The following is an 18,459-nucleotide window of genomic DNA, read 5'->3' as shown; positions in this document are numbered from 1 at the left end:
ACAACCAACATCCCTGTACCCGCCGTCCGGAACCCAAACGGCGGCGCTTCTCATGATGAGATGAAGGGGGTCAATTTTAGACGCCGATCACCCCGCTAAGGGGGTCAATTTTGCACGCCGCTCCACAGCATACGATTTCAAGCTCGTCGATCTCCAAACCGTCGATGCTTTGGGTCAACTCAAAGCGGTTGTGAGCTTCAAGAAGGACTTGAAGATCTTGAAATTGAACCATCCGCGCTCTCCGTGCGCTCTCAGCCAGGTTCCTGGTTCACATGGTTGGTCGAACGTTGCCCTACCCACGAGAGTCCGGGCAATCAGTGGCAACCACATAGTGGTATCTCGACCTGTTGATCTGCAACACTTATCTATCGTTAACGGCCTGATTACGAACGCTTCATCGCTGTCTGTTGTTAATCAGCCATCCGCTCATCAATTTGGTTTCTTGCTCACCAGACGCGCTAACGTATCGATCGTCAGGCATGTGCATTGGGACGACGTGTATGGCGGCACGGAAGCGGACCCGTTCCACGCACACCACGACTGTGACACACGATAATGGCAAGCGGTAGAAGGTGTCGTGGCACGGGTGAGCCGACCAGCCACAAAGAGCCGGGTTTGGCTAGGCAACCACGTTGTTGCACAGGTACAGTCCACTTGCTACATTACTCGGCGTGAGTCCAGCGAGCGTGACAATAGCCTGATGACCATTCAAGTGAACATAACGCCGAATGGGCGCATGAGTCTGCCAGCTGACATCCGCAAGCGCCTTGGCCTGGATGGCGGCGGCGCGGTCTACCTTGATGAGACCGAAGACGGCGTCGTGCTGCGCACCGCCGCGCAAGCCGTGGCGCGTGCGCAGGCGCTCGCCAGGCGCTACACTGGTGATAACCCGGACAGCTCGGTGGATGCGTTCCTGACACGGCGCCGAGAGGATAGCGGCGAGTGAGCGAGATCGTCCTTGATGCCTCCGCGCTGCTCGCGATGATCAAGGGCGAGCATGGCGCCGCCAAGGTGGCCGCCGCCATCTCTACCGCACGGATCAGCGTGGTGAACTATGCCGAAGTGGTCACCCATTTCATCCATGCCGGCATGCCGGAACGTGAAGTGGATGCCATGCTCGACCCGCTGCCGATTGCGATCGTGCCGGTCGACAAGGCCCTGGCACAGATCGCCGGGCGCCTACGGGCCGTCACAGCCGAAGCCGGGTTGTCGCTGGGCGACCGGTTTTGCCTGGCGCTGGCTCGTCGCGATGGGCTTCCCGCTTGGACCAGCGATCTCAATTGGAAGAAGGTTGCGGCCGCAGCGGACGTCAAGGTGGTCGCTATCCGCTAACGATAGATTCAGTCGCATCAACAAGCCGAGCGGGCGCTGTCCGAGGGTGTCATTTCTATCTAGCGGAGGAGTGTCATCTCTATCTAGCGCTTACACCATGCCAGATTGATAATATATCTTATGTTAAATATCAGCAACTTGCGTTTATATTCGTCACGAATGCTCTAGGACAATGCAGGTCCATTTGCCTGGCAGCAGCCTTGCGAATCAGCCGTCTTAGACCGCTTCCCTGTACCTCGAGCGATCCCTTCCCTCAGACCAGCGCTGGCGCGAAAGGTCAGAACGCGACGCGGTCTGATCGACACTACTTCCAAGGTCTTAGGCCTACTTTGATCCACCGCTCAATGCGCTTGCCGGCGCTATCAGGGCTCAATGGATCTGCGAGCAGGCGCACCAGCAATCGAAAGAGGAGCTTGGCTTGGACCACTCCGAGGGTCGATCATGGACCGGACTGCACCGACACGCGCTGTTGTCGATGATTGCTTACCTCTTCCTCCAGTCTCGCCGCCTCAAGGCGGCGGGACGGAAAAAGAGTCGGGGGACCGCCGCCGCAACCCACCATCCCAGCGATCCGGCAGGCGATCCTTGAGCTCTTAGCGCAGCCGCCGCCCTTGAACTGCCCGCACTGCAACGCGCTTGTCGGACTCTCCTCAACACTCAAAATGCCAAAGTAGTGCTAGGGTCGGGATCCATTGATGTGAGCGTCGCGGTTTGATTAAAGCTCCGCAAGAAGATCGAGTGCGAGCGACCTCCACTGGTGGTAACCCAGCAGACGGCGGCGCCCATGTCCGCTTGGGCCAGCATCTTGTAAGGCTGGAGATGCGCTGCCTGCTCGAACAATCGTCTCCGCGTCTTGATACGCTGGGACTAACGGGCAGACTTGCCTAGTCGCAATCCACTTTCGTAAGCGAGCCCAAATGCCTGCCAATCAGATTCACCGAGCGATAGGAGACAAGCGCATGGCATTCAGCGAAGATTTTCTACGGATTACGAAGCTACAGGCAGAGGCGTTCGGCGGTTGCCCGCTAAGCAGTTACGAGCGCGGGCGCGAAATTTGGCTGGAAACGGTCCACCCTCATGCCATCTGGGAAGGCCCCACCTTTCAAAAGCCTGTCCGTTTCGTAGGCTATGAAGCGAACGCCGCATTCAACGAATTCCTGCTGAGCGTGGTGCCGGGCTACAATATGAAGCTTGCCAAGCTGTATGAAACGCCGGATCCTGACACCTGCATTTTCGACATGCGCGGTTTTGGCAACACCGTGGACGGCGGAACGTATACGCAACGCTATTTTTCGCTGATCCACATCGCCGACGGCAAGCTCAAGCTGATGCGCGAATTTTGCAATCCGTTTGAAACCTACAAGGCATTTGGAAAGCAGCGTTGGGAAGATGCGATCAACGAAATCGCAAAGCTCAACATCGACATCCCCACCGAGTCGGCGAAAGGTTGATGACCCTCGGGCTGGCTTCGCTCGATCAAGTGCGAGGCGTCGATGTAGCGCTTAACCTGTCAACGGAGATTGCGAACGTCGCCAAACATTTTCGCAGAGGCTGAAACAAGGTCCGTGACCGGCGCGGTGCTGCCCGCAGGCGTCGCCCGGACGCAGCAGTGGGATCGACCGATACTGGGATGCCGGGCGCGACGCCCGCCAGCTGCCATATGGATGAGGAATGACATGACAGGAACCTACGACGCGAGTTGGGATCGGCCCCATCGGCCGACATCGAACGAACTCTGGCAGGAAAGCGACTGGCTTACCTTTTACGATCCAGATGCGAAGATCGGCGGCGTATACCGGATCGGCCGCCAGCCCAATCGCAACAAGGGCCAGCCCAACCTCTTCTGCTTCGCCCAGGGCGGGCAACGCTTCCTGATGAAGGATCTGGGGGGCAAGGGGCTTGATTGCGACATTGCCGCGCGGGACACATGGGAAACGGGCTATCAGGTCGCCGGCCATCGCGTGGATTCGCTGGGCAATGGCGAGATGCGCTATCGCTGGGATTATCCCGAAACCGAAGCCGACCTGAAATTCCACGACCATTTCTATACGCCCCGGGGCTGGGATCGCAGCGACAAGGGGGCCGAGATCATCGCGTGGCTCAACCCCGAAGGCCATCTGGAATGCGCAGGGCGGGTGACGGGGTGGATCCGCATCGGCGACCGGCGCCACGATGTCGATTGCTATGGCCACCGCGACCGGTCCTGGGGCTATCGCGAAAATTACATGCCTAAAATGAAGCGGACCCTGGGGGCCTGGGGCAGCAATGGTCCCTCATTCAGCTTTGCCACGATGGTGCTGCACCTCAAGACCGGCGAGCGTCTGGTCACCGGCTTCGTCAGCCGCGACGGGCGCGAAGACGACATTGCCGAGGTCCGCTTCCTGCCGACGGTCGATTCCGATATGCTGTCTCCGGTCGCCGGAATCATGCTGCTCACGCTGGAAAGCGGCGAGGTCGTGCGTATTGATTGCGACATCGCGCAGAGCCATGGCGGTTATGCGCCCGGCAGCGCGTTCAATTCTGTCGGCACCTTCGTCAGAGACGGGAAACGCGGCTTCTGCGATTTTTCCGTTTACGCCAATCCCAGCCGCGCTGAACATATCCCCCTTGCGGAGGATGTCAGCCTGTCCACGATCCAGGCCGGACTATCGCCGACGGCGGATCACACGCTGCTCCCGCGGCAGTCCTGAATCACCGCGCCCCCGCGCGCCAACCAGAAGAGATGAACCATGAAAGTCCAGGTCCTTCAAACCATCGATCTGCCGATCGAGCGGGCATGGCCGGTATTTTCCGGTTTCACTGCGCTGAACGATATAATGCCAGGCGCGGCAGTGGAGGTAAAGGGAAGCGGCGTCGGCGCAGTGCGCACGATGACCCAGGCCAACGGATCGAAATTCAGGAACGCCTCGGATCGCTCGACGATGCCAACCGAGTCTTCAGCTATGCCGTGATCAATGATGACGCGCCGGCCCCCTTCACGGACTATCTTGCGACCGTGAACTTCCGGAGCATCGCCGACGACGCCTGCGAAGTAGACTGGTCGAGCGAGTTTCAGGCGCGCGGCATGGCGGAAGAAGATGTGCGCAAGATCATCGAAGGCGCCTATCGCGGCGTGATCCGTCATCTCAGCCGCAAGGCGGAAGCGGGATGATTTCTTCGTCCGCATTCGTATCAAGGGTCGTCATGGCAAGGCTCCTTCTTGTGGAGCCCCAATGCTCTGCCTGCCCGCCGCGACACTCGAAACGATCGCAACTTCGACCCGTTCACCTCAACCATGCCGCACGCGCCCTCCCGCGGAGCGGGTCGTGCATCCACCAGGGCCAGCATGAAAAGCGGCCTGTCAGCCCTCTCCCGCGCGTCGTAATCTACAGCCTGCCCACAGGTTGTCCGTAGGACTACGCTGTCGCCTGTTGGCCGCAAGCATACAGGATTATCGTGACCGCGTGTCACTCTTATGCTTCTTTGGCGAGCATAAGCCTTCAACGGCTTTGATTTGCCGGGGCAAGAACGATGGACGTGAAGCCCTTTGCGACTCATGTGGCGTGCCCCTCACACTCTCGGTCCAGGGGACTGGCGCGTAAGCGAGCTGCTAGTGGGAACCCGACAAAGCACCCGCGCTCCACGTGTTTGACGAGGCGGTACAGACGGCGCCAGGTGCACCGCTGCACTGCGGTCAACCTTGACGCTACTCGATTGGCTCGTACCCACTAGATGCGGCGCTATTTGCCGGTGCGTCGGCGCTACGAGCAATACGCTTGGCGTTCTGCGCTTGGCAGGCGTCCTGGCCAGCGTAACAGCGCCTGCACCCTTGACGCCAGACGCGTCGGCACGGGAGTCTTCCCCCGCGTCCGAGTTCTTGAACAGTCACGGTTTGGAGCGCCGCTTAGGCGTCTTCGCGGGCATGCTCGGCTCACCAGCAGGCGAGCTCTCTTCGGCGAGCTCGGTGGACTCGGGCGCCTGAACCTTTGCCTTGCCGCGCTTCGATTCTGACGCCTTCATCTGGGCTTTAACAGAGCGCTTGCCTACTGCTGGCCGAGCCCGCTTCTTGGGAGCCGTGGCAGCATCGCTCTGCGGGTTCTCTGCAGAGGTGGAGCTTGTCGTGTCAGTCGGAATGTTCGCCTCTGCGGGCGCCGTATCCGGACTTGAAGTTGCCGATTCCTCTACGGCACCGGTCTGCTCGCCTACTGCGCTTTGCTGCTCGCTCTCAGATGCCGAGACCTGTGCCAGCGAAGGCTCGTTCACATGAGCCAAGCCGTCGGTGTCGACTTGATCGTCGTTCGAGCCTGCACTTTCCGTCGGCGCACTCTTGCGCACCCCGAGGCCAGTCTGCTGCGCGACAGCACGGCGGTGCTCGGCATAGGTCGGCGCCACCATCGGGTAGCTCGCAGGCAGACCGTACCGACTACGATAAGCATTCGGCGTTAGGCCGTGGCTCATCAGGTGCCGCTGCAGCGTCTTGTGTGGTTTGTCACGATGAGGCTGAGGATGTGGTCGGGCGACGCCAGGCTCTTGCGCACCGAGACGGCTGGCGTGGCAACCTCCGGCTCGAGCTGCGGACTATGGCCCTGCTCGCCCAAGGCATCTTGGGGGACCGGATCAAACTGGCGAGATCTTCGGAGGCGCAGTGTTGTTAGCGACTTTAAACGCTCAGCAATTAGACCGTGATCTGGCCCCCATTTCAGCGGACACCCTCAGGGCGTTGCAACCTGAGCCGCTCGAAACTTGCGTGGTGAGCGCATGTTGAGGCCCGATTGGGGGTGATAGTCGTTGTAGTCCTCGATCCAGGTCTCGATCAATGCCAGCGTTGCGACAGCATCCCGCAGCGGTAAGACGTGGACGTAGTCGCGCTTGAGCGTATGCACGAAGGCTTCGGAGATGTCGTTGCTCTGCGGTAAAGCACGGCTTGAGACCGATCTGCCGGGCAAAGATGCGGGTCTCTCGGGCGGTGTTCGGCGAGCCGTTATCAGTCAGCATCTCGATCAAAGCCGAAGCCTGGTAGGTGCCGAAGCGCTTCTCGACAGCCTCCAGCATTATGTCGCGCACCTCCGATCCGCTGATCTCTGCGTTGACCACAGCGCGCCAGCTGATGATCTCCCGATCGTGCGCATCGATGATGAAGGCGCCTCGCACGACCTCGCCGTTCCAGCAGTGAAACTCGAAGCCGTCCGAGCACCAGCGCAGGTTCGAGCGCATGGTCACGACCTTGCCTTCGTGACCATAGTCGGGCCGGATCTCGTACTTGCGGGCCAGCAGGAAGTGGTTGGCCTTCATGATCCGGTATACCCGCTTGTGGTTGACCGGCTCAGCGCCGCTCTCGCGCATCTGACGGTTGAGCAGAGCGGTGATGCGGCGATAGCCGTACGTCGGACGAGCCGAGGCCAGGGCGGTGATCAGCGGCAAGGCTACCGCGTCATTCACCTTCCGGTATGGGCCACGCGGTCGGCTTCTGCCTTTCAATCTCTCCTGCACCGCCGAACGCGAGACGCCGAGCGTCTGGGCGATCGCCTTCACGGCAAATCGTCTTCCAAGGGCGAGCGCATGAGCAATGTCGGTTTTTCTGGGCGCACCTTGTCCAGCGCTTCCCTCAGGATCTCGACCTCCATGGTCTTGCGACCGAGCTGACGCTCGAGCTCGCGGATGCACTGGTCCATCTGCCGGACAAGCCGGTTGCTGGTCACACCGTCGTCGCCGGTCACCGCGACACTGCCTCCTTCGAGCATCAGCCGCCGCCAACGATACGGCAGGTTGGCCGAGACGCCATTGCGCCGTGCAACCACCGAAATGCTGGCGCTGCCATCCAGCGTCTCGTCTACGATCCGCAGCTTCTCCGCGGCCGACCAGAAACGGCGGCGGCCAGCGATAACCTCATATCCAGACATAAGCATGTGCTCAGGGCATAGCCCCAAGCCTCCATTCTATGCCTGAGGGTGTCCGGACGAAACGGGGGCCAGCTCAGATCCTGATCCGCAGCGCGCCATGTCTCACCGCCCGCTCGTGGCTATAACGCTCCAGTATAGTGACGATCGCTTCCGACTGGCTGAACGGGACAGGTGCGATTGCCCTGTGAGCGGCCCTATCGCAGCTCGCAGCCTGACGAACGCGCGGGCAGCGAGCCTCGCTTTTTAGCCACACTCACCTTTACGGCGCCTAGCACGGCGAGGCTCACGAAAGGCGCCAAGACAAGACACCCAGCCTTATCCGAGCGCCATGCCTTTTAGAACAGCCCAATGGACCAGAACGAGCCGACCAAGGCTAGAATTGCAGAGGTTTGGACCTGGACTTGCATGGCCATGAAGCTGGCGAATCTCCTCTCCGGATCATGCCGCTTCGGCTCGCAGTCCATGCACCAGTCAACCGCGGGCTGGATCGCGCAGTCGTGTCCTGTCGAGCGGACAAACGGCTTAGGCGAACTCTGTAGTCGATAGCTCAAGGCTTTGTTTCACCAGCGCCCTCAGGTCGATGATCTCGAAAGCGACGTTGGCGATCTCAGCCTTGAGGATCTGCATCAGCAGCATAGCGCGCCTACCGGTTTCCAGGCGGCGCTTATGTCCGTTGGCGATTTTGACTAGAAATGGTCCACCCCGCCAGAACGACCATCGCCACCGCCTGGTCTTCATCAAGCGTTATCTGCTGCACGACGCCTTCGTAGGCGGAGAAGAACCCGGCGTCTGCATCCTGCGTAAGCGGAAGCGGTCACAACCTGGTTGGGGTCGACGGCGTCGGCTGCGATCTACCGCCGCACCCCTGAATGTGGGGCCGGATCACGTTGGCAAGCGCGACAGATTTGTCGAACCGCTCGGTTAACCGCCCAGGACGATAAAGAACATCGAAGGCCTCGCAATGCCGATGCTCGAGCCAGCCAGCCCTTAGCCGGGGAGGAGAATGGCTTTATAGACGTCCGGGTCGGTATCGGCCAGAAAGCAGGGACCAACGTGGCAGTAGACCTCTTGTACAGCAAAGAAACTGGCACCAATCGTATGGTAAACAGCGCGTCAACAAGAACGAGAGATAACGTGTAGGTGGAGCTGGGTTTATCGGCAGCCGGTCTCAGACAGTCGATGGGGCTGCCACTCCGCAGCCCCATCCATGCACAAAAGCCGGGAAGCAGGAGCGATAGAGCGCCGAAGAGCGAGAAGCCCCAAGTCAGGCGCGCATAGCCTCGTTGAGTTGTCGATTGCGCTGCAATCAATGCGGGCCGCTCACGATTGCGGCTCCTAGCCTGTGAACGGGATCTACATCTGGTTATAGCCTCGCGAACGCGTGTGACTGCCCCAATTTCGTTAGCCGAAACAACGCCTCCATGGATTGATCCAAGATGATGCGGCAGTTGATACCTCCGTCCAAGCTCGATCAGGTTGCGCTCGCGTTGAATGCGATTGCTGTAGAAGTGTTTCAATACCGACTGTTTTTCTTGCCAAATGTTTACACAAAGGCCTGCCCCGCCGCAGCCTTGATATGCCGTTCAGCACTGCCGATCATAGAGATGCGAAAAGCACTACAGCGTTCTTGCTGCTGCGGTTCAGCCACTTCGAAGGAGGCATCGTGTACGGACAAAGTCGACTATTTCAAAGCGTTTTGTTCTGCCAGAATGGCAACTAAACTCCGCACACTTTCGCGTAACTCTTCTACTCCATCGGCCGTGCGGCCATTGGCAATCGTTTCAGGTACATGCACGGCCTGCTCGCGCAACACCTTACCTGCGCTAGTCAACCCTATGACTACCCGACGCTCGTCCTCAGGATCCCGGCTGCGAGTGACATAGCCAGCCGCCTCCATTCGCTTCAACAGGGGCGTTAGTGTTCCGCTATCGAGGTAAAGGCGCGCTCCCAGCGCACCTACCGTCTGAGGCTGCTGCTCCCAAAGAACTAACATTACTAGATATTGTGGGTAGGTAAGCCCAAGCGGGCGCAGGATAGGTCCGTAAAGGCGGTTGATTAGGTTGGTCGCAGCGTAGAGCGGGAAGCAGACCTGCCGGTCGAGTAGCAGGGGGTCCGCGTCGCCCGACGCTGCCACCGAACCGCTCACTGGCCAAATACCCTCAGATGAACATCGACATTGCCCCGAATCGCGTTCGAGTAGGGGCAGACAGCATGAGCGGCCTTAACGATTTGTTCAGCCTCGGCCTGATCGACGCCGGCGATCTCCACCTCCAGCGTGACCGCCAGCTTGAGGCTGCCTTCCCCATCGGGCAGCAGACCAACCTCGCAAGCGACTTCGATGTCATTGTCTCCCACCTTCTGCGCATCCTTGCGCGTCACGTGGATGACAGCGTTCTCGAAGCATGCAGCATACCCCGCAGCAAAGAGCTGCTCCGGGTTGGTCGCCCCACCCTTGCCACCGAGTTCCTTCGGCATGGATAGAGGCATGTCGAGAATGCCGTCCTCGCTTCTGATGGTACCGTTGCGGCCGCCATACGCGTTCACTCTTGTTGTGTAGAGATAGCTCATCATCGGTTCCTTCAGCTTGGAAGAGATACGGAATATATCCCGCACAATCTAATTGCAAGCTGCAGGAATGTGCGTTGTTGAGGCTTATGGTGCATTTTCATGGGCGACGGCTAAAGCCCGCGCCGTGAAAGTGATCGAGCGCCTAGTTCCTTTGATCGGTTTCCGGGTCAGCTTTCGGTTCAAAGGTGCTTGGGGCGGACGAGCCGGCCCCCTCGCCCGATCTGCGCAGCTCATTTGGCCTTTGCCGGCAGATTCACCACCATCGGCTTTAGAGCGGCAGTTGCCGGCCGACCATCACCTCTATTTCGCTCCAGAGGCGGTCCGCAGCTTTTGCATCAAGCGCATAGTCGAGAACACCATAGGTGCGGTTGGGCGCATCGATACGCTCGGCAATGTTGGCGTCTTCGAGATAAAGTGGCCCTCTACCCTTCAGATCAGGTTCTGTCGCTGCCCATACGGAGGTAGCCGCGCCCCGTTGGACGTCTTTGAAAAGGGCGTAAAATGCTTCCGCCGCATTCTTGCCGAGCCGCTCTTCGGTAGACTTACGGTGGTCCTCGCCCAGATGCCGACCGAGTTCCGTCTGAATCATGCCGGGATGGACCGCGAAAGCTGACACCCCGCGCGCCCCCAGCTCACCGGCCGCCTTCACCGCGAGCAGTGCGCAGCCCGTCTTGGACTGACCATATGCCTGCCATTTATCGTACGGTCGTAGCTCAAACTGCAGATCGTTGAAGTTGACGGGCGACAGATGATGGCCCGTCGAGGATAGCGAAACAAAACGCCCGTCGTCAGACCGCACTAAAGTCTTGGCCAGCCTGCTGAGCAGCACCGCATGTGCCACCACGTTGGTCATAAACTGCGACTCAACCCCAACTTCGGTGCGCGAAAGAGGACATGCCATGATCCCGGCGTTGGCGATCAGCATGTCGACTGGCCTATCCAGTGCGAGTATGGCGTCAGCTAGAACATCGACGCTCTCCACCGACATGTGGTCGACCACATGGTAGCGCACCCTTGCTCCCTCTGCCTCCAGAGCCGCAGCAGCGGCCTCAAGCACGTCCGATCGCCGGGCGGCGATGAAAACCTCTGCGCCGGCGCGTGCGAGGACGCGGGCAGTCTCGTAACCCAAGCCGACCGAACCGCCAGTGATGACCGCCAGCCGCCCAGTTAGGTCAACCGCCGACGCAATCTCTTCAGCGCTCGTGTTGCGCGTGTACTTACTCGGCGGAACATTCCTGGCGTCGATCATGGTGTTTCCTTTGCAAGCAGCCCCAACCTAGCGATCGTGGAGGCCGCAAATGGTAGTATCATGCAGCTGTTGGTGACAACACGCCCACCATATAAACAGGCGCCTATATAGTTGCTTGGAGAACGAGGCTCTTTGCTCACCTTCGCCTCAAAGCGAAGTTTAGCGCTCGCAGAGCGCTGGCGTGAGTCTGATAGAACACCACGAGTTTCGATGTTCAAAGGTACTTGCTCGAATCTGCGTGTTAGTGTCGCTAAATTTGTGCGTTGTTCCTTCAAGTCACGCTCGGGGTAGACAGTTCCCTACATAACTCTCACAAGTGCCGCATCCATATGACGAGTCAACTGTAAGACGGGCTCGCAAAGAAGTCTTTCCGATCGATACCGTGGGTAGAGATACGATCGCCCACATTGTTCCAACGCCCCGATGCAGGGGCAACATCCCGCCGCTTCGTCATCCAAAACGCTTCCACGTTAGGGCGGCATCACAGGCTCGCCTCATTCTCCGCTGATCTGGCCAGCGATGGCCTGATTTATATCATTAAAAGCATAGTTGTAATCAATTGGTGGTAGGGGCACCGCCCCTTGCTCCTAAGCACAACTATTCGAGGGATCAATTGGCCTGAAACGGCATCACCTTCGAAGGGCCCACGTTGCGGATGTCCGCACTGACAGGCTGCTGATTGGCAATGTAATCGCGTTATCTGGCAAGGAGGTGCGCCCACCAGTCCGAACTTCGCTTGGACTGATCGACAGGTCACCGCGCCTTCGCTGACTTGCTGCAGCCCGAACGGATCAAAAGCGCAGCCGTCCACCTCCTCGGCCGGTCAACAAGGTGGGAGGTGCCGAGCTCGAGCGCCACTTCGCGGCGCTCGAGCTTCGGCTCGGCGATGATGGTCATTGCGCCTTATGCTCTGCTTCACTCCAATGTTTGCCGCTGACAGGCCCGATCAGTTCACTGTGAAACGGATGGGCAGACGCTTGGGCCCGCTCACGAACACCGACTGTGTCCACGCAGGCGTACCAGCAATTTCCAGCGTTTTTACGCGGGGCAGCAACTCCTCAAACAGGATTTGCATTTCGAGCTTCGCGAGGTGCTGGCCAAGGCAGACGTGCGCTCCGTAGCCGAAAGCGATCTGCTTGTTCCGCTCCCGATCGACACGGAAGTCAAAGGGAGCTTCAAACACCTCCTCGTCACGATTAGCTGAAAGGTAAGATAGCATTAGCCAGTCCCCGGCCTTGATGCGCTGTCCACGAAGCTCATAATCCTGAGCCGCCGTGCGCATGAAGTGCTTGACCGGCGTAGTCCAGCGGATGGCTTCTTCAACAAGCCCGGGGATGAGTGAAAGATCGGCCTGAACTTGCTTTAGCAATTCAGGTCGTTCGGCCAGAGCCCAGATTGCCCCCGCCGTCGAAGCAGAGGTAGTGTCATGGCCTGCGGTTGCAATCAGGACATAATAGCCGTTTGCATCGCGTTCAGAGATCGGCTGACCATCGATCTGTGCATTGGCTATGACACTTGCGACATCATCCCGCGGGTTTGCCCGTCGATCAGCAGTCAGCTTATTGAAGTATCCGTAGAAGTCGCCAAGGACCGCTTGAAACATGGCGATCCCTTTTTCGGGAGAGGCCATAGCGCTGGCATCGCGAGCTAGCTCCGGATCGCGCGCGCCGAACAGCTGCTGGGTCAGAAGCAACATGCGCCCTTCATCCTGTTCCGGCACGCCAAGGATCTCCATCACCACGTGTAGAGGATAGTGAAGCGCCACATCCGAGACGAAGTCGCATTCGCCATCCTGTCGCTCGAGCATACGTTCCACGTGGGTACGGGCGATGCCCCGCATTCGATCGCTCAGCTTCTTGATATTGCCGGGCATGAACCAGGATTGCGTAAGGGAGCGATAAACCCGATGCTCACGATCGTCCATGTTGACTACCGATCGTGTCAAATGCGGTGAATGCATGACCTTCTCGACCGCCTGAAGCATGTCTTGCGGAATCAAAACGGTGGACCGATCACCATTGCGGAATATGTTTGCTTGGCGCTCGACGTCCATAACGTCCTGATGCTTGGTAACCAACCAAAAGGGTTCGTACCTTTCGTTGACTACTTGCGACACCGGCTGATTGGCACGCAACCATGTAAGTGCTTCATGAACTTCGTTAGGCCTTGCGAAGCTGCGGGGATCCGTGAGCAATTCACCCATATCGGAAGGGACAGTGGCGTGATTGAAAACTTCTTCTACACCTGAGGTCATCATAGTTCCTTTCGCCACTTCTATCCGGCGGCGCAGCGCTTCACCCATATGCAAAGCAACGGAAATGGGGGGAGAAGGGTGCGGCTTGGGTATCTATCACTCAACGTGAAACTTGAGCCCGTTCGGCCCGCGTCCTCCTATGCCCTTCCTCCGCCATTCAGCTAACCCGAAACTTAACAAGGTCGTGCGGCCTTTTCAATCGGCTAATTAGCCTTTCCACTCGGTCCGACCTGCGATGCTGCCAAGACATCATCTTACACTTGCCTGCATCCACCACACTTGGCTTTTCTCGGGCACAGCATTGTCCGACGGTGTCATCGCTCAGCGAACCGGCCGCTGAATCGAAGCAGGCGTCGCGCGCTAAATGCAGGAACTCTCAGCAGCACCTCTCTACTAACGCCACGCACTCGGGTAAGGAGCCCACTAATCTTCATCATGTCAAAGCAAATGAGGCCATGGAGCACATTGCAAGCATCGATCGAAGTCACGCCGAAGACATCCGTTATCTGATGATCGCGTCTGTCGAGCATCGTCTTTTGTACGGTGAACCATCTCGCCGCACCTATCGAGTGGCGGCAGCCCATACACCGCTCGTAGTAACCGTCGCCTTGCTCGCGACATCGGCCTCGCGCCCCGCACCGGGCCGGTCAGCTCTCCACGATAATTCGAGCAAGGCCAAAGTCTTCGTATGCACCCTCAAGCGCGCGACTACGCCTATGCGACTCCGCGCGCGATGCACGCACTGTCATGGGACAACTGCCTCACTAGCCGATCCACTATAACCAGGATCACTCACACAAGGCGCTAGGCTGCCGATCACCCGGCGAGTACATCATCCAAACCCGCGATGCTTCGTCAGCAATTAGGGGCAACTACATCCAGAGTTCGTTGCCCCGTCGGCAGCGGAGTCGAAGCTGCCACGCCCGGCGAGAACGCCTGCCCCGGCGCACAAGCCGAGCCCCTGCCCTGCTAAGCAATGACGCGAATGACCAATCAAGGCTGACGCTTACGCTGGCGCAACGCCAGTCCGCTTGGTGGTCTCAGGCGCCGCGCGTTGGCTCAATGCGTCCAAAAACCTGCCGCACGGCACGGGAACGATGCTTCGCAGCGTCTGTACTCCGCTAAGGGAAAGGCGGGAGGCGCGCCAGCCGTTCGTCAGTTGGAGCACGCTGCCCAGATTTCGATCGGCGAATGCACTCCGTCGCGAGGTCATCTGGGGTTCACCCGAGTGCCGACCGCCTCACACCTTCGTCGCTCAAGCGGAACTATGATGCGACCTCCAAGGCCTTGGCTCACGGCAAGTAGCGGCAGCGCACCGACAGGCACTCTCCTGGCGTTGAGCTGAGCGTTCTTTAGCTTCTTCGAGCTAGCAACCCGATTGCAGCTGCCGCGTATCATCCCGGCATGAACAGACGCGCTTACCACCCATAAACCCCTTCTTCCGCCAGTGCACCCCACCAGCGGTGAGCTTTATTATGTCGACTTAAGGGCGGGCTGGGAGACGAGGAAGTTAGGGACAATGCGTTCACATGTTGACTTCGCGTGCGTTTGCAGGCAATATGGAAGCGTCGTACAAACTGCTCGGGTCACTTCGTGTAATCGGTCGGGGTGGCCTTCTGCAGTGGCAGCTGCGCGTTAGCCGAGCCTGGTGCAAATAAAGGAAAAGAAGATGGAGAGCTTCGACTTACTCATTCGTGGCGGAACGTTGGTTGACGGAACAGGTGCTCCTCGGCAACAGGCGGATGTCGGCGTGCTCAAAGGTCGGATCGCGGCCATAGGTGACCTCTCCCAGGCTGCAGCCGAGAACGTTATCGACGCCGCTGGTCTCATAGTGGCGCCTGGCATCATCGATCCCCATACGCACTATGATGCCCAGATCTATTGGGATCCCTACTGCACTAATTCAGGCTGGCACGGGGTCACGAGCGTCGTCGTTGGCAATTGTGGCTTCGGCTTCTCGCCTTGCAGGGCGAGTGATCGCGACCTTTATATGCGCATGATGGAGAACACCGAGCAAGTGCCGATCGATGCCATGCGCGAAGCACTGCCATGGAACTGGGAAACATATCCAGAATGGATTGAGTCGGTCAAAGCAATCCCGAAGGGAGTGAATATCGGCGCGTTCCTACCGCTAAACTCCCTTATGATTTGGGTCATGGGCTACGAAGCGGCTAAGACCCGGCCGGCAACCGAAGAGGAACGCGCCGAGATGCGCCGCCTGCTGCACGAGGCTATGGACGCCGGTGCGATCGGCTTCGGCTTCTCTTATTTGCAGGAATATAACAGCCACAAGGATGTCGACGGGTCGCCGATGGTTACGGATGCGATGGAGGCGGAAGAGGCCTTCAATCTCGCTCGCGTCCTTGCCGAGCGGCAAGAAGGAATAATCCAGGCACTAGTTGAAATTGGGCCGGAGACGGCGGCGAACCGTGCAATGCTCGAGAAGCTTGCCGAGATTTCCGGACGCCCGGTTCTGCATACCGTCGTGTCCCCGGACGAGCGCTATCCCGGTCGTCATCGTGACGTTTTGAAGTGGCTCGACGACGTCACCGCACGCGGCCTGAACATCTACGCGCAAGCGCTATGCTTCCGGTTCATGCCGATGGCCTTCGTTGTGGATGCTTATGACGGATGGCAAGCGGAGCCGATACTTAACGAGTTCCAGCACCCCGGCGGTGGCGATACAATTGATGCCCGCGTCGCGAAGGCGCTCGATGCCGACTATCGTGATCGCCTTGCAGCTGCAACAGGTTTGCCGAGCTTCGCCGATGTGAGAAGGATGATATTGATCGACGCGGCGGGATCAGAACAATTTACACCGTTTGTCGGGAAGAGTTTCGAAGAGATCGCCAGCGTCACGGGCGTGCGCCCGACTGACGCCTTTCTTGACCTGTGTGCGGAAACCCGGCTTTCTTGCGAAGTCGCACCGCCTCCGATGGTGCCTGATGCTGAGGACTCGATTGAGATTAACATACATCCTCGGGTTCTGCCTGGCACGTCTGACGGAGGCGCTCATTCAAAATTTTGGGCGGGAGGCCAATACGGCACCGACCTTATAAGCTGGTTAGTGCGCGATCTCGGCCGCATCGAGCTGGAAGCCATGCACCACAAGTTGAGCGCCGTACCTGCGGAGGCCCTATGCTGGGCAGACCGAGGAACCATCGCGGTTGGCAAGGCCGCCGATATCATGATCTATGATTTCAATGAGCTCGGAGTGGCGACCAGCGCTTATGAGATCGCCTATGACCTACCCAAACAGGATTGGCGGCGGGTCGCTCGGCAGAAGGGTATCCGGTGGATCATGGTCAACGGCCAGGTAACCTTCATGGATCAGGATTGTACCGGCAAGACGCCCGGGCATCTCGTCGGTCCGGCGACAACTCGGGAACTTGAGGCTGCAGAATGATGCCCTGAAAAGGACAAAACACTGCACGGCGGATACCGCTCCCGTAACCGGGCGCGCTATCCGTCGTCAATCATGGCCTTAGCGACGCGGGTCGATGCTTGTTTGGTATACGGGCAGAGGTTCGCGAGCCAGCGAATGAAGCTCATGCACTCCTTCTGCCCAAAGATTCAAGCAGTTGGAAGAAGGACGACCAAAGCGTTATCAACTTCAATTTCGCACCTCTCTGGCGGGTGCCACTCAACCCGTTACGTAAGAGCCCATGCCTGCTCCAGCAGAGCTACGGTGGGCATCAAGCATATGGGCAGGATCGTTGTTACGGTGATCCCAGGTAAGGCATCAGTTCTGTCTGTCTCTGCCGCGGCTGCTACGATCGGACGGAAACGTTAGCAGCTGCTTTGCTTGCACGGGCCGTTCAAGGCAGGACGACAAACACAGTGTCAAGGAGCGGCTGCATGATCACCATTTATCATCTCGGCGTTTCACAATCGGATCGAGTCGTCTGGCTGATGGAGGAACTTGGCCTCCCCTATGATCTCGTCTGGTATGATCGTAACGAGGAGGGAATAGCCCCGCCGGAATATCTCGCTCTCCACCCGGCCGCCATGGCACCGGTCATCCGGGACGGAGATCGGCTGCTTGCCGAGTCAGTAGCAATTGTCCAGTATATCGCCCATCGTTATGGGGGAGGCCGTTTGACCGTCGCGCCCGACGACGAGAATTACGCCGACTATCTCTATTGGCTTGAATTCAACAACAATGCTCAATGCGGCATGTTCATCAAGGGGGCACTCAAGGCAGCAGGGCATGATGGCGGCTTGATCGGCATGGTTTCGCAACGACGCACCGACGGGCTGTTCCAGCAGATGGATGACCATCTTGCGACTTGGCCCTATCTTGCCGGCGAAGAATTCACGCTTGCCGACCTGATGTCCGCGTTTGCTGTCGTAACGGTGCCGGAACTGAGCGGAGGCAACATGCTCGCCTCGTACACCAACATTCAGCGTTACGGCGAACGGGTCACGCAACGCTCCGCCTGGCAGCGGGCTATGGCTATCGCAGGACCGAAGGCGAAGCGGCCGTAAGCCCCGCACTCTATTAAGAGTGCGCACGAAGGCTATGGCTATATCGTTTCGATTCCGGAGAGCTGACTGGCGTGGTGCGGAACACGAGGCCAATATCGCAAGCGATCTCGAGTGCGCCGGAACACCAGCGAATGTTGCGCCAGTCGACGGCAACGCGACTCACACAACTCCGCTCCCTCGAGTTTTCGCTTTGGTACGATCCGGACCTCTCCTTCGACTTCCAGCGCCTCCGGCGGTTCACCTCGGAAACTACCTTATCGCCAGCGTAGCGTCTTCTCGCACGCTCAGTCATATGCCTTACTCTTATCGATGAGCGAGATCCTGCCGAGTCACATGGGGCCAACACCATGCATACGGCAAATGATTTGGGCCGTTAGCTGATGCATAGTAAGGGGAGCTTCCGCCCCGCCATGCGAGTGTGATCTGTAGAAGGTGAGTCTCCCCGCCGTGACTTCGGGGCAGAGGGACTGGTGCAATGACGATGCCATGTGATGATGCTGGCACTAGCTAGACACCCCCATCTACTCGGTGTTGCGCTGCATATGAGGCTGGCGACGACTGCTTGAGGGCTTCAACATAGGCTGAGGCTTGTGTGCCGGCACGTTTTTTACTGCCAGTGGTTTCGCGTGACGCCCCGTTTGAGGGTTTCGGGCGCAGCTACGCCGTCGAGGCTCGTCGCTCGTGGAAGA

The 18,459-nt window shown here is 58.7% G+C and carries 14 protein-coding genes and 2 pseudogenes; 9 read left to right on the top strand and 7 right to left on the bottom strand.

Translation table 11 applies throughout. The features are described from left to right. Positions 1-700: 700 nt before the first annotated feature. The 7 genes and pseudogenes from C2R25_RS14480 to C2R25_RS14455 all read left to right on the top strand — a co-directional run bounded on the left by C2R25_RS14480 (position 701) and on the right by C2R25_RS14455 (position 4,483). Complete coding sequence (locus C2R25_RS14480; protein ID WP_103729899.1) at positions 701-946, top strand: AbrB/MazE/SpoVT family DNA-binding domain-containing protein; 246 nt, start codon at positions 701-703, stop codon at positions 944-946. Beyond that, the gene (locus C2R25_RS14475) at positions 943-1,332 is read left to right on the top strand and encodes a type II toxin-antitoxin system VapC family toxin (protein WP_103729898.1); all 390 of its coding nucleotides are present in this window, start codon (positions 943-945) and stop codon (positions 1,330-1,332) included. Before C2R25_RS14480 ends, C2R25_RS14475 begins: the two co-directional genes overlap by 4 nt. Before the next feature lie 340 nt (positions 1,333-1,672). Then, positions 1,673-1,921: pseudogene (locus C2R25_RS14470) on the top strand (IS701 family transposase); the annotation flags it as partial. A 370-nt stretch (positions 1,922-2,291) separates the two neighbouring features. Continuing rightward, positions 2,292-2,783: a nuclear transport factor 2 family protein gene (locus C2R25_RS14465; protein WP_158250677.1), complete on the top strand. Its 492-nt coding sequence runs from the start codon at positions 2,292-2,294 to the stop codon at positions 2,781-2,783. A gap of 225 nt (positions 2,784-3,008) precedes the next feature. Beyond that, a complete protein-coding gene (locus C2R25_RS14460; RefSeq protein WP_103729896.1) occupies positions 3,009-4,022 on the top strand; it encodes a hypothetical protein in 1,014 nt (337 codons plus the stop codon). Between the two features lie 39 nt (positions 4,023-4,061). Then, complete coding sequence (locus C2R25_RS21025; protein ID WP_233204010.1) at positions 4,062-4,283, top strand: hypothetical protein; 222 nt, start codon at positions 4,062-4,064, stop codon at positions 4,281-4,283. Beyond that, the gene (locus C2R25_RS14455; RefSeq protein WP_233204009.1) at positions 4,220-4,483 is read left to right on the top strand and encodes an SRPBCC family protein; all 264 of its coding nucleotides are present in this window, start codon (positions 4,220-4,222) and stop codon (positions 4,481-4,483) included. Before C2R25_RS21025 ends, C2R25_RS14455 begins: the two co-directional genes overlap by 64 nt. Positions 4,484-5,196: 713 nt before the next feature. On the opposite strand, the gene C2R25_RS14450 is transcribed toward C2R25_RS14455, so the two are convergent. From C2R25_RS14450 to C2R25_RS14425, 7 genes and pseudogenes are all read right to left on the bottom strand, one after another. Beyond that, a complete protein-coding gene (locus tag C2R25_RS14450) occupies positions 5,197-5,769 on the bottom strand; it encodes a MucR family transcriptional regulator (protein WP_233204008.1) in 573 nt (190 codons plus the stop codon). Positions 5,770-6,023: 254 nt separating this feature from the next. Then, positions 6,024-7,211: pseudogene (locus C2R25_RS14445) on the bottom strand (IS3 family transposase). 1,681 nt (positions 7,212-8,892) lie between these two features. Further along, positions 8,893-9,345: a MarR family winged helix-turn-helix transcriptional regulator gene (locus C2R25_RS14440; RefSeq protein ID WP_103729902.1), complete on the bottom strand. Its 453-nt coding sequence runs from the start codon at positions 9,343-9,345 to the stop codon at positions 8,893-8,895. 8 nt (positions 9,346-9,353) lie between these two features. Next, positions 9,354-9,779: an organic hydroperoxide resistance protein gene (locus C2R25_RS14435; RefSeq protein ID WP_103729901.1), complete on the bottom strand. Its 426-nt coding sequence runs from the start codon at positions 9,777-9,779 to the stop codon at positions 9,354-9,356. A 268-nt stretch (positions 9,780-10,047) separates the two neighbouring features. After that, on the bottom strand, positions 10,048-11,028 hold the full coding sequence (locus C2R25_RS14430; RefSeq protein WP_103729894.1) for an SDR family NAD(P)-dependent oxidoreductase: 981 nt from the start codon (positions 11,026-11,028) through the stop codon (positions 10,048-10,050). Positions 11,029-11,781: 753 nt separating this feature from the next. Further along, the gene (locus C2R25_RS20490) at positions 11,782-11,925 is read right to left on the bottom strand and encodes a hypothetical protein (protein WP_158250675.1); all 144 of its coding nucleotides are present in this window, start codon (positions 11,923-11,925) and stop codon (positions 11,782-11,784) included. 49 nt (positions 11,926-11,974) lie between these two features. Continuing rightward, positions 11,975-13,330 carry a cytochrome P450 gene (locus C2R25_RS14425; protein WP_233204007.1) on the bottom strand — a complete coding sequence of 452 codons (1,356 nt, stop codon included), beginning with the start codon at positions 13,328-13,330 and terminating at the stop codon, positions 11,975-11,977. Between the two features lie 1,621 nt (positions 13,331-14,951). Here C2R25_RS14425 and C2R25_RS14420 point away from each other — a divergent pair. Beyond that, positions 14,952-16,688, top strand: coding sequence for an amidohydrolase family protein (locus C2R25_RS14420; protein WP_103729893.1), 1,737 nt, complete (start codon positions 14,952-14,954; stop codon positions 16,686-16,688). Positions 16,689-17,140: 452 nt separating this feature from the next. Further along, positions 17,141-17,770 carry a glutathione S-transferase family protein gene (locus C2R25_RS14415; RefSeq protein WP_103729892.1) on the top strand — a complete coding sequence of 210 codons (630 nt, stop codon included), beginning with the start codon at positions 17,141-17,143 and terminating at the stop codon, positions 17,768-17,770. Positions 17,771-18,459 lie beyond the last annotated feature (689 nt).

The sequence above is a fragment of the Novosphingobium sp. HII-3 genome (assembly GCF_002916655.1).
GTDB lineage: Bacteria > Pseudomonadota > Alphaproteobacteria > Sphingomonadales > Sphingomonadaceae > Novosphingobium > Novosphingobium panipatense.
Note: the sequence above shows the minus strand (reverse complement) of the source record. Positions and strands in the feature narration are given on the sequence as shown.

Coding starts and splice junctions, on each gene's coding strand:
- C2R25_RS14435 (WP_103729901.1), bottom strand. CDS start 9,779: ATGAGCTATCTCTACACAACAAGAGTGAACGCGTATGGCGGCCGCAAC.
- C2R25_RS20490 (WP_158250675.1), bottom strand. CDS start 11,925: ATGACCATCATCGCCGAGCCGAAGCTCGAGCGCCGCGAAGTGGCGCTC.
- C2R25_RS14460 (WP_103729896.1), top strand. CDS start 3,009: ATGACAGGAACCTACGACGCGAGTTGGGATCGGCCCCATCGGCCGACA.
- C2R25_RS21025 (WP_233204010.1), top strand. CDS start 4,062: ATGAAAGTCCAGGTCCTTCAAACCATCGATCTGCCGATCGAGCGGGCA.
- C2R25_RS14415 (WP_103729892.1), top strand. CDS start 17,141: ATGATCACCATTTATCATCTCGGCGTTTCACAATCGGATCGAGTCGTC.
- C2R25_RS14430 (WP_103729894.1), bottom strand. CDS start 11,028: ATGATCGACGCCAGGAATGTTCCGCCGAGTAAGTACACGCGCAACACG.
- C2R25_RS14465 (WP_158250677.1), top strand. CDS start 2,292: ATGGCATTCAGCGAAGATTTTCTACGGATTACGAAGCTACAGGCAGAG.
- C2R25_RS14425 (WP_233204007.1), bottom strand. CDS start 13,330: ATGGGTGAAGCGCTGCGCCGCCGGATAGAAGTGGCGAAAGGAACTATG.
- C2R25_RS14480 (WP_103729899.1), top strand. CDS start 701: ATGACCATTCAAGTGAACATAACGCCGAATGGGCGCATGAGTCTGCCA.
- C2R25_RS14450 (WP_233204008.1), bottom strand. CDS start 5,769: ATGAGCCACGGCCTAACGCCGAATGCTTATCGTAGTCGGTACGGTCTG.
- C2R25_RS14420 (WP_103729893.1), top strand. CDS start 14,952: ATGGAGAGCTTCGACTTACTCATTCGTGGCGGAACGTTGGTTGACGGA.